The 11,994-nt window shown below is 51.6% G+C and carries 8 protein-coding genes; 3 read left to right on the top strand and 5 right to left on the bottom strand.

Annotated features, from left to right (window positions below; translation table 11 throughout):
- From FRIGORI9N_RS04570 to FRIGORI9N_RS04560, 3 genes are all read right to left on the bottom strand, one after another.
- Positions 1–1,242 carry a DUF2863 family protein gene (locus tag FRIGORI9N_RS04570; RefSeq protein WP_159568678.1) on the bottom strand — a complete coding sequence of 414 codons (1,242 nt, stop codon included), beginning with the start codon at positions 1,240–1,242 and terminating at the stop codon, positions 1–3.
- A gap of 46 nt (positions 1,243–1,288) precedes the next feature.
- A complete protein-coding gene (locus FRIGORI9N_RS04565; protein ID WP_159568677.1) occupies positions 1,289–2,218 on the bottom strand; it encodes a sterol desaturase family protein in 930 nt (309 codons plus the stop codon).
- Between the two features lie 79 nt (positions 2,219–2,297).
- Positions 2,298–3,284, bottom strand: a complete 987-nt coding sequence (locus FRIGORI9N_RS04560) for an alpha/beta fold hydrolase (RefSeq protein ID WP_159568676.1) — start codon at positions 3,282–3,284, stop codon at positions 2,298–2,300.
- A gap of 90 nt (positions 3,285–3,374) precedes the next feature.
- Between FRIGORI9N_RS04560 and FRIGORI9N_RS04555 the strand changes: the two genes are divergently transcribed.
- Both FRIGORI9N_RS04555 and acnB read left to right on the top strand, forming a co-directional pair.
- Positions 3,375–4,379, top strand: coding sequence for an AraC family transcriptional regulator (locus FRIGORI9N_RS04555; protein ID WP_159568675.1), 1,005 nt, complete (start codon positions 3,375–3,377; stop codon positions 4,377–4,379).
- A 183-nt stretch (positions 4,380–4,562) separates the two neighbouring features.
- On the top strand, positions 4,563–7,145 hold the full coding sequence (gene acnB, locus FRIGORI9N_RS04550) for a bifunctional aconitate hydratase 2/2-methylisocitrate dehydratase (RefSeq protein ID WP_159568674.1): 2,583 nt from the start codon (positions 4,563–4,565) through the stop codon (positions 7,143–7,145).
- Between the two features lie 47 nt (positions 7,146–7,192).
- On the opposite strand, the gene FRIGORI9N_RS04545 is transcribed toward acnB, so the two are convergent.
- A complete protein-coding gene (locus FRIGORI9N_RS04545) occupies positions 7,193–7,615 on the bottom strand; it encodes a hypothetical protein (protein ID WP_159568673.1) in 423 nt (140 codons plus the stop codon).
- A 133-nt stretch (positions 7,616–7,748) separates the two neighbouring features.
- Between FRIGORI9N_RS04545 and FRIGORI9N_RS04540 the strand changes: the two genes are divergently transcribed.
- Positions 7,749–9,254, top strand: a complete 1,506-nt coding sequence (locus tag FRIGORI9N_RS04540; protein WP_159568672.1) for an amidase — start codon at positions 7,749–7,751, stop codon at positions 9,252–9,254.
- On the opposite strand, the gene FRIGORI9N_RS04535 is transcribed toward FRIGORI9N_RS04540, so the two are convergent.
- Entirely contained in the window at positions 9,251–11,986 is a 2,736-nt protein-coding gene (locus FRIGORI9N_RS04535; protein WP_159568671.1) for a phosphoenolpyruvate carboxylase, read from the bottom strand. The genes FRIGORI9N_RS04540 and FRIGORI9N_RS04535 overlap by 4 nt on opposite strands.
- Positions 11,987–11,994 lie beyond the last annotated feature (8 nt).

Here is an 11,994-nt window from a genome sequence, read left to right as displayed (position 1 = left end):
TCAATGCAGGTGCATGCTGTTGGGCAATTCCGAGTCCTCGGGCAGTTCCGCATGCAGCAATTCGCCTTCCGGATTGGGGTACAAAGGCGATCCGCAATCTTCACAGTACTCCAGCGGGAAACGTTCTTCCAGCACCTTGATTTGCCGAATACCCACTTCCTTCAGAAGGGCTTCAATTTTGGAGCGAATGACTGGGTTGTCGGGTTCACTTTCAATGTCTTTTTCATACACGGGATCGGGTTCGTTGCCATACTCTTCGCCAATCAATGGCCAAACCACGCCGTGCACAATGTCGCTGTTGCCTTCGACAGAAAAACCAATTCGGTATTCTTCAATTTCTCCACGGTCAACGAACGCACCCACGCTGGCGTGAATTTTTTGAGTGGGTACATCCAGCGCACTTTCAAGAAAAGCTGCAGAGGCGCGAACGGAATAGGCGCGTGCTTCTTTTTCAGCCTCCCGGCAAGCGTTGTAAAGACCGTTGGGCAACATCAGTTCAAGCAGGCAGCCAGGCATGATTTTTTGCAAGGCTTGGCCGCCGGTCAAGCGCCAGTTCACCAGTACTTCTTCTTTGCTAAGAAGGGTGCCATTGCTGTGTGCTTCCACCTGCCATTTGAATGCAGGTTGGCCGGCTGGCACCGAGATTGCACCAATTAAATACCGAACATCACTCAAAAAACTTTGCGTGGCGGGCAGGTTTTCAGTGTCGATTCGCACTTTGACACGGTCAATTGCAGCTTGTCCCAATTGCCGAGCCAGTTCGGCCGCCGCCGTGTAACTTTCCGGCAGTTGATCGGGGCTGAACAGCATGTTGGTGAGCACCAAATGCGCGTGATCAGACAATACATTTTTCTGCAGCAGGGCAGTGAATTCAGCCACTGTGGCTTCTTCAATTTTTCCTGAAGGAATGTTGTAGGTTGACCAAGCCAGCACTGGAGCTGCCAGCAAAAGAATGTCTTCTTCCTGACCAAGTTCCGGGCTTTCCACGGTGTTTTCAATGGCAAAAGCCAGTTCGTCGTACGCCCGGTAGTTGGTGTTGTACAGGTGGTCCAGCGTTTGCATCAACGTGGTGTCACTTCTGCCTTCCAGCATTGGGGCCAACGCAGCAAACAGCTTTTTTTTCCAGAAACGCCGCTCAAGGCGACTGCCTGCATCGGCAAGCAGAATGGCCAGGCTCGCCAAGGGTTTGGCGTACTTGGACAGTTTGGATCGGGAAGCGGTATTTAGTGGTTTTCTGCGCATGGGTAGTCCTTCTTAGGTTCTACCCATTGTAGTACGAGAAGATTGCTTAAATGGTTTTGTCGCGCAGGTTGGACTGATCGCTCAGGCCAGGTCGTTCCCACTCGGGTGGGGCCCAGATGTGTTTGACGCGTTGCCACAATGGGCCTGGCTTGAGTGCATCTGAAAACATGTCACGCCATTCGTGTGTGTTCAGTGTCCAGATGTTGTTTGTTTTGGGCTGGCGGACAATGCCGTAGTCCACTGACGCAATTTCGGGTTCAAAGGTACCAAAAATACGATCCCAAATAATGAGTACGCCACCGTAGTTCTTGTCGATGTATTCGGCGTTGCGCCCATGGTGCACGCGGTGGTGGCTGGGTGTATTGAAAATGAACTCAAACCACTTTGGAAACTTGTTCACAGCCTGAGTGTGCACAAAGTATTGGTAACCCAGGTTGATGCCATAGGCCAGCAATACAGCCCACACGGGGAAGCCTATGATCAGCATGGGAGCCCAGAAAATTTGGTGCAGGTTCACCGCATAAAACAGGCTTTGACGCATGGCGGTGGTGGTGGTCATGTTCTCGCCACTGTGGTGAACCACATGGGCACACCAGAACCAGCGCACGCGGTGGCTGCCACGGTGAAACCAGTAATAACAAAACTCGATGCCGAAGACCAGGGCAGCGAAGCTAAGGGGGGTGACCTCGATGGTGGCAATTCGGAACGTGTAGATCCATTCCATGAAAGCCGATACAAACAGTGCAAACCACACCAGTTCCATGGCCTGGTAGCTACCACCTAACAGCATGTTGGTGATCACCTCATTTTTCTTGAAGAAAAATGATTTGCCGACCCTTTTCAGATACAGGTATTCAACAAGCGTGGCCCCTAAAAACAAAGGTGTAAGCAGCGTTAAAAAAACCTGCTTCCAGTCGGGGTTGGGGCCGAACAGCAAATTGAATGTGGGCATTGCCTGGCTGATCAACTGTTCCATGCGTTTGTCTCCGCGTTTTGGTTTTTTGATGTTTTGAATTGTGCGCGGAGTTTGGCAAGAAATATTGTGAGATCAAGCCTTATTTTTGTGAATTCGCGCCAACAATCGACTCTCGCCACTTCACGTAGTCTGCTGCCACCTGTTCAGGCTTTTCCATCATCGGTACATGGCCAACCTTGTCCATCAGCGTCACATCAAATCCGGGCATTGCAGTTTTTAGTTCTGCGGCTCCATCCACATGCAACACGCGGTCTTCCTTGCCCCAAACAATCAGGCCTGGGCCTTTGTAACTGGATGAAGACAAGGCCGTCGCCAGGTCAGAGGGCACCGATTTGAAATCCTTGTAAATTCGTTGGTGCAAAGGCTGGTCGGCTGCGGCGCGGGCGGCCATGGCATCCACCACAAAGCCTGGTGCAAAAGCAGGGCGCTCGTACATCACAATGTCCACAATCTTCTCGAACTCTTCCCGGTTGCTGGCGGTCAGCACGATTTCACCTGTTTGCTCAAACTTCTGAATCACTTCCGATTTTCGCGACTCGAGCAAACCGGCGGGGGCCAAGAACCACACTGAGGCCACGTTGTCGGGGTACTTGGCAGCATAAGCGCCACTGATCCACCCGCCCATGGAATTGCCACCGATGTGTGTTTTTTGCAAACCCAGCTTTTCGATAATTTCATGTACCCGGTCTATTTGCGTGTTGATCACATAATCGGCGTTCATGTCTCGTGTCGAGGCACCGAAACCGGGTACGTCGATGGAATACACCGTGTAGTGATTGGTCAGGTAGTAGGCCACGCGGTTGAAGTTGTCTTTCGATCCGCCAAAACCGTGAATCAATACCAAGGGTTCACCTTGACCGCCTTGCAAGTAAGGCACCACAAAGCCGTCGATTTGAAGTACTTTGCGTTCCAGTCCTGAAATGGCACGTTCTGCGGCAATGGCCAGGCCTGCTGCGCCCTGAATTTCACCTTCAGGCGCCTGAACGCTACAGGCACCCAAGCCAAGAAGTGCGGTGCTTGCCAAAAGGGTTGTGAGTCGCTTGATTGCAGTGGCGTGTTTTTTCATGGCGTGGTGTCTGATTATTGAGGTTGTTGTGTTGAATACGCGCTAGCATAGAACAGGTAAAACTCTTCTGACAATACTTATTGTCAAATAATGAACCGAAACTCTAATCTCGGACACATCTCGGCAAGCTACGTCAACCTGCTGTTTGACTGGTTGGCCAGCGCTCACCCTGCGGTGGCTGAGCGCATGCCGTTTGCACGCCCGCTGGCGGGTGAGTTGAATCGCATTTCGGTGTCTGAATGGCAAGCCATGTTGCAGTGGACCCATGAACAAGTTCAAGACCCCGCAATGCCGCTTAAGATCGCCGCCCATGTACGCCCGGCCAATATGGGCTTGTTGGGCTACGTGGCCAGTTGTTGCAACAATTTGGGGGAGGCCTTTGCTCGCTTGCAGCAATTTGAAAACCTGGTGTACAGCGTCAATGCCTTGGCTGTGACCTTTCAGAATGATGAAATTATTTTGCGTTGGGGTGCCGAGCGTGGGCGCCCGGGCCATTGGGTGGATTCGGTGGCCATCGGGGTTTTGCTCGCATTCACCAACCATTTGATTGCACAGCCCGTGCATCCGCGCCGTGTCCAGTTTATTAATCCTGAGCCAGTCAACAAAGTGGATTTTGATGCTTTCTTCAATTGCCCTGTGGCTTTTGGCGGCAAGTACACCGAGGTGGTTTGGCCCGCCAGTTTGCTTGAAACGCCCTTGAAGTCGCCGGACCATGTCATGCGAAGCATGTTGGACCAGCAGGCTCAATTGTTGTTGAAGCAGGTGAAAGCGGGTGATGAATCCATTGCAGGTCTGCAAAAGGCCATTCAGGAATCGGTCAGCGCCGGTTTGCCCTCGCTGGACGAGGTTGCACGCCGCTTGTTCATGAGCACGCGCACGTTACAAAGGCGCCTGCAGGAGCAGGGCAGCAGTTTTCGGGACGAACTTGAACAAGTGCGTGTGGAAATGGCCAGGAACTGCCTCGAGGCAGGCGAACTAAGCCTGGCAGATGTCGCCAATTTCCTGGCTTACAACGACCAAAGTGCCTTTACACACGCCTTTAAGCGGGTCACTGGCCTTAGCCCTGCGAAATATCAGCGTGCAAAGCGACAATAGGCTCTAAAAGCAACGGGAATCGGCCCAGGCCCCTTCAAAAACAAGGGAAAGTCCTATATCATATATAAGACTTAAGAGGCATTGAACCCCCGCCACTTTTGCATCGCAATACTTGTGTGCGCGTGCGAACTGCCTCAAAATTACACAGTTTCTATTGACCCCCACCCAATCTAGGGAGATCTCATGCTTGAGTCCTATCGCCAACACGTTGCCGAACGCGCAGCGTTGGGCATTCCTCCACTGCCTTTGTCTGCCCAGCAAACCGCTGATCTGGTTCAGCTGCTGAAAAACCCACCCGCAGGCGAAGAAGAATTTCTGCTGGACCTGGTTACCAACCGTGTTCCCGCTGGTGTGGACGATGCCGCCAAGGTGAAGTCCGCATTCCTGGCCGCCATTGTGGCTGGTTCTGACACCTGCAAGTTGATTGACCGCAAGAAAGCCACTTTCCTGCTGGGCACCATGCTGGGTGGTTTCAACATCAAACCCCTGATCGACGCGCTGAACGACGCTGAAGTGGGTGAAATTGCTGGCCAAGCCTTGTCCAAAACCCTGTTGATGTTCGATTACTTCCACGATGTGAAGGATCTGGCTGACAAGGGCAGCGCAACTGCCAAGAAAGTGATTCAAAGCTGGGCCGACGCCGAGTGGTTCACAAGCCGCCCCGAAGTGCCACAAAGCATCAAGCTGACCGTGTTCAAAGTAACCGGCGAAACCAACACCGATGATTTGTCACCCGCCCCAGACGCCTGGAGCCGCCCCGACATTCCATTGCATGCATTGGCCATGTTGAAGAACCCGCGCCCAGGTATTGAAGCGGATGAACCCGGCAAAGTGGGTCCCATCAAGCAGCTGCAAGCCTTGATCGCCAAAGGCAACCCAATCGCCTACGTGGGCGATGTGGTGGGTACAGGTTCCTCACGCAAGTCAGCCACCAACAGCGTGTTGTGGTTCACTGGCGATGACATTCCTTTCATCCCGAACAAGCGTTTCGGTGGTTACTGCCTGGGTAACAAAATTGCTCCGATTTTCTTCAATACCATGGAAGACGCTGGCGCATTGCCCATCGAGCTCGATGTTAGTCAAATGGACATGGGCGATGAAATTGAATTGCGTCCCTTCGACGGCAAGGCCCTGAAAAACGGTGCGGTGATTGCTGAATTCAGCATGAAAACCGATGTGCTGTTTGACGAAGTTCGCGCCGGTGGCCGTATTCCCCTGATTATTGGCCGTGGCCTGACAGACCGCGCGCGCGCGGCATTGGGTGAAGGTCCAAGCCCTGTGTTCCGTCGCCCCTCTTCACAGGCTGCTTCCAGCAAAGGTTATAGTCTGGCCCAGAAAATGGTTGGCAAGGCCTGCGGCGTTGACGGTGTTCGCCCCGGCACCTACTGCGAACCAAAAATGACCACTGTGGGTTCTCAGGACACCACAGGTCCAATGACTCGTGACGAGTTGAAAGACCTGGCCTGTTTGGGCTTCTCTGCTGACTTGGTCATGCAGTCGTTCTGCCACACAGCGGCTTACCCCAAGCCCGTGGATGTGAAAATGCACCACGAACTGCCCGACTTCATCGAAAACCGCGGTGGCGTTGCCCTGCGCCCAGGTGACGGTATTATTCACAGCTGGCTCAACCGCTTGTTGATGCCCGACACGGTCGGTACCGGTGGCGATTCACACACCCGTTTCCCGATCGGTATTTCTTTCCCCGCTGGGTCAGGCCTGGTGGCGTTTGCCGCAGCCACAGGTGTTATGCCTCTGGATATGCCCGAGTCTGTGTTGGTGCGCTTCAAGGGCGAAATGCAGCCTGGCGTTACGCTGCGCGATTTGGTTCATGCCATTCCTTTGTATGCCATCAAATCTGGCTTGCTGACCGTTGAAAAGAAAGGCAAGAAGAATATTTTCTCGGGCCGCATTCTGGAAATCGAAGGTCTGCCCCAGTTGAAGGTTGAGCAGGCGTTTGAATTGTCGGATGCTTCTGCCGAGCGTTCAGCAGCCGGTTGTACTATTCACCTGGACAAAGAACCAATCATCGAATACATGACATCGAACATTACTTTGATGAAGTGGATGATTGCTCAGGGCTACCAGGATGTTCGCACCCTGACTCGCCGTATCAAGGCGATGGAAGAGTGGATTGCCAACCCTGAATTGTTGAAAGCCGATCCAGATGCTGAATACGCGGCAGTGATCGAAATTGATTTGGCTGATATCAAAGAACCAATTCTTTGCTGCCCCAATGATCCCGATGATGCGAAGTTCTTGAGTGAAGTGGCTGGCGACAAGGTTGATGAAGTGTTCATCGGTTCTTGCATGACCAACATTGGTCACTTCCGTGCGGCTGGCAAGGTGCTGGAAGGCAAGAGCGACATTCCAACACGTTTGTGGATTGCACCACCCACGAAGATGGATCAGCACATTCTGACCGAAGAAGGCTACTACGGTATTTTGGGTCGCACAGGCGCACGCATGGAATTGCCAGGCTGTTCACTGTGCATGGGTAACCAGGCTCAAATTCGCAAGGGTTCAACGGGCGTGTCTACTTCGACACGTAACTTCCCGAACCGCTTGGGTATTGATACCCGGGTTTATCTGGCCTCGGCTGAACTTTCGGCGGTGTGCGCACTGATGGGCAAAATCCCGACTGTGGAAGAGTACATGGAACAGGTAAAAATGCTGGGCAATGTGTCTGGTGAAGTTTACCGTTACATGAACTTCGATCAAATTCCAGAGTTCGTGGAAATCGCCAACAAGGCGCAGCTGGCCGCTTAAAGTCAGTTGTTGCAGGGCATAAAAAAAGCCACCTTCGGGTGGCTTTTTTACGTTTGCTCCATTCGCTCTTTTCGGGGTCGTTGCGATTTCCTCGGTTTTCGGCTCACCTGTAAAAGAAGTTCTTTTAAAGTGGAATGAATCACATTGATTTCAGCAAGCTTGCCCAGCCTGCAAATATCTCTCTGGTTTGAGAATTTCACACGCATGTCGCAGTGGTCTTCTTCAAGAAACAGAATATTGGCCTTTGGAAAGTTTTGTTCGAGCATGCTGAGTGTTCGTTCCTCGATTTCCTCCATGATGTTCATGTCGCAGATCACCAGTTTTGCGTTTGAAATCTCGCTGATGTCAGAATCAAGGTTGCGCAACAAGTGAACATGTTCCTCCCCCAAGCCACTCAGAAAACGTTGGTAAGCCATTGTTTTTATAGGGTAGTCGCTAAATACAACGCAAGCGAGTGCGAGTGTTTTCATTGAATGCAGCCATAAAAATTAAAATTTCCAATGCCTTATTGTTCCCGTTTGTAGTCGGGGTGTGTATTACCTGAGTGGGGTAAGATATTTGCTTGGATTCATGGACACCCCAGTTTTCGGAGACACGATAAAAATGGCAGGTTTCAAAGAATACGATCAGTTTGATGCACTTGGCCTTGCTGAGTTGATCAAAAAAGGCGAGGTAAGTGCTGCCGAGTTGCTCGAAGAGAGCATTGCCCGCACAGAGAAGGTAAATCCACGTATTAATGCCGTTATTCGGCCCATGTACGACATTGCACGCGCTCGAGCGAAAGAGGCTGTGGAAGGACCTTTTGCAGGTGTTCCATTCCTGCTGAAGGACCTGATTGCCAGCTACGCAGGCGTAGAGATGAGTTGTGGAAGCCGCTTCTACAAAGGCTTTGTGCCTTCCGAAGACTCGGAGTATGTAAAGCGCTTTAAGCAGGCAGGTTTGAACATTTTTGGCAAAACCGCAACACCGGAATTTGGAATTACACCCTCGACCGAACCTGAGCTCACGGGTGCTTGCCGCAACCCCTGGGACCCACTTCGTAGCCCTGGCGGTTCCAGTGGAGGTTCATCTGCCGCAGTGGCGGCGGGAATCGTGCCCATGGCCAGTGCAAGTGACGGTGGTGGTTCAATTCGTGTGCCAGCTTCATGTACAGGTTTGTTTGGGTTAAAACCCACCCGTGGGCGTGTGCCTTCTGGCCCGGATCAAGCCGATGGCTGGTTTGGATTTATCGCGGAACATGTGGTGTCGCGCACGGTACGGGATTCAGCACACATGCTCGATTGCCTGCAAGGCAATTACCCTGGCCAGTTGTTGCGCATTGCACCGCCTGCAAAAACATACGCCGCCGCGATTGAAGCAAAAACCAAAAAGCTGAAAATTGCCTATTCACTTGACCCCGCGCTGGGCGAAACCTTGCACAGTGATTGCCAACAAGGTGTGCTTGAAACCGTCAAGCTGCTCGAAAGCCTGGGCCATGCTTGTGAAGAGGTTCGCCTGCCGATTAACAAAGAGGAATTTATTTACGCCTACACCGTGTTGGTGTGTTCTGAAATGGCAGCCACCTTGAAAGAAGGTGAGCGCGTGTTGGGGCGTAAAGGCAAGGCGGCTGATTTTGAGGCACGCACCTGGGCATTGATGAAGCTCGGCCGCAGTTTCAATGGTGGCGATGTGGCCAATGCAGTGTGGACCATGGCCCAGTTTTCACGGCAATGGATGACCTTCTTTGAGCCCTACGATGCATTGCTCACCAGCACACTGGGTGAGTTGCCTATTTCGGTGGGTGGACTACGCCCAACATCCCAGGAAATGCTCGAGTTAAAGGCACTCAGCTACTTGCCAATCGGCTTTATAGCCAAGCAAAAAGATTTTGTTCTGAAGGCAGGTCGTCGCTTGTATCAATATTGCTCGCAAACCATGCCCGCCAACGTAACAGGCCAACCCTCCATGAGTGTGCCTTTGCATTGGAACGCGCAAAACATTCCAGTGGGCATGATGTTCACCGGACGGTTTGGTGAAGAAAATGTATTGCTGAACCTGGCCGCCCAGTTAGAGCAGGCCAAGCCATGGGCAGGCCAACGCCCGCCCATTTATGCGGGCAATGCCGCTTAACCAAAACGGTTGGCACTGGCGATGGCCTGCATGGACATCACAATGGGCTCGACCAGTTTTTCCTGAATCTCGGGGCCTGCCTGTTGGTGGGCCTTGAGCAGACCAATTTGCATGGCATGCGCAGCTTGAGTCAGCGGTTTTTTCACAGCCATTATTTCTGCATCCACTGGGTTGTGGTCCATCAGGTTGGGCGTTTGCTTGATGGTTAGTATCAGGTTTTTTGTCAATTCATATTCATTCTTGATACTCTCGAAAACAGCTTGTGATTGAGTCGGTGCCAATTCCGCATAGCGTTGGGCAATTTGCATGTCCGCCTTTTGCATGGCGGTGGCGGTGCGGTCAACAAAACTTTTGAAGAATGGCCATTCCTTGTACATGGTTTGCAGTTGCTCTGTGCGTTGCGCTGTTGTGGTGCTGCCGTCCGCTTGGTCGATGAAGTTTTTCAGTGCGGTACCCGTCCCGAAAAATGCAGGCATTGCGCTTCCCGATTGATACCAGGCACCCACCCACGGTATGGCCCTGAGTTTGTCAAGTTTCAGCCCTCCATCTGCTGTGTTTGCACGTGAAGCAGGGCGGCTGCCCGCATTGGATTTGCCCACAAATTCAATGGGTGTGCTGCGTTGAAAAAAGTGGGGAAGCTCGGGGTTGGAGTACAGGCTTGCGTAACTGTTGCGTGCGTGGTCCGCAAGCTTTCCCATGGTGTCTGCATATTTTTCAATTTGCTGATCGGTGCCCGTTGCCATGGTTTCAAGCGTCGAGCTGACCATGTCTGCAAGGTTGGCCTGCGACATTGTTTTGGTGCCGAATTTCGCAGGCACCTCTTCACCTTGTTCTGTTTGCCGCATGCCGGTTAACAGGCTGGCCCCATTGGTGGATTTGATTTCCTGTGAATAAGAGTCACCTGAACCCCGGGCCTCGGTGCCGCCTCGGCCATGAAATACATGCAGATTCACGCCGGTTTGCCTGGCCACTTCAAGCATTTTGGCTGTTCCTTCATAGACTGCCCAACTGGAGGCCAAAGGGCCATCCAAGCGATTGCTGTCTGAGTAGCCCACCATGATTTGTTGCTGGTTTCCACTGGCTTGAAGCGCTTGTCGATACCAAGAGTGACTCAGCATGCTGTTCAAAATTGCAGGGCCGTTGTGCAGGTCGTCAACAGTTTCGATCAATGGCACCACGTTCATTTTGATGCCGTGATCATCAGCCAGGCCAGCATGTTTTAAAAGCAACATCACCTCAAGCATATCGCTCATGGTTTCAGTGTTTGCAGTGATGCAGTTTTTCAACGTCTGCGGTCCGTAACTGTCATGAATGGTTTTGTAGCTTTTAATCAATGCAATTTCACGATCGAATTCCGCATTGTCACTTTGACCGTCGATGGGCTTGTCACTTAAGGCAGCCTTGTTGGTGTTCATGAGCAGACTGCTCAGTAGCGCCTGTTTTTCATCTTCCCCCAAGGATTCATAATTGGCTGGTCCTCCCGATCTTCGCAACAATTCTCCGACCGTTTTTTCATTCATCGCACTGTTTTGCCGAATGTCAGTGCTGGCACCGTGAAAGCCAATGCTGTCGGTATCCAGTTGAAGTAAATCAAGTTTTCCGCGAACAGTGTTTTGTTCTTCCGCGCTTAACTGGTCAATATTCAAACTCGACAAGTCGTTCAGCAATTCATTTGCATTCAGATACAAGTCGCCGTGAATGGGCAACGGCCCGTCGCCTACCAAATGCTCTCGAGTTCGGGTCAGTTTTTCACGAATTTGAACAAGTGCCTCGGCATGTCCGGCTTTGCACAGCAGATTGCAAAGGCTGCCAGTTTGGGCATTTTTTTCTTTGCCTGTTTTTTGTTCAAAGTATTCAAATGCAGCCGTGCTGAGGGTTTTGACCACATCTTTGAGTACCTTGGCATCAATGTTTGGATTTCCATCCCGATCACCCCCAACCCAGTTTCCCGCTTCAACAAGAGGTTTTGACAATTTCAGTTTCTCGGGCAGTGCAGAAAGTTGTTGGTTGATCTGTTTGTGAATGGTGCGTCCTGAACTGTGCAGGTGCCTGATATTGGAGGAGAACTGGTTTGCTTCGTCCTGCACGGTGGGCTTTAATTCGCGAACGCCCTGAATGTCCCAAAGTTCACGACAAACTTTCGCGTTTCCCTGTGGGGTCGCAATGTCATCTAGCTGAGAAAGAACAATTTCGCTGGCCTGAGGTTTGTTGAAATTGGTCGGATGTGCAGTAAATACAGGTGAAATTTTCGTGTTCGATAGTCTTTGTACGATTGATTCTCCCCGGCTTGCCGTGTTTTTGATCAAGGAATTCAAGCCGTGCACCAGCGATTGTTTTACCGGTGCATCCTCAGCCTTTAGGTGTCTTTCCGCGGTACTCAGAATCATCAATTGGCTATTCAAATATTTCAATGCGCTGACAATCGCTTCAGGATCATTTTTATTGCCCTGAATGAATTCCTCGACTTGCGAATGCAGTTGCTCGAAATCGGGTTCAGTGGTTTCAATTTGCTCAGCCAATCCGCCAGCTTCTGAGAATTTGCTGGGAGACAAACTTTTTTGTAACTGCATCTTCAAGTTTGTATGCGTATTCTGGCGAATGTCTTTGAGCTTGCTGGCCAAGGGGCCCACGATCTTGGCCGATGCCGAGCCTGAGCCGCTTCTTCGCAAGGCGTTACTGGCTGTAGACATCGCGATTTGAGCGCCGCTGTGACTCGTGATTGCTCGAAACATGGTGAAGA

The sequence above is a fragment of the Limnobacter sp. 130 genome (genome assembly GCF_902506325.1).
In the GTDB taxonomy this organism is placed as follows: domain Bacteria; phylum Pseudomonadota; class Gammaproteobacteria; order Burkholderiales; family Burkholderiaceae_B; genus Limnobacter.
Note: the sequence above shows the minus strand (reverse complement) of the source record. Positions and strands in the feature narration are given on the sequence as shown.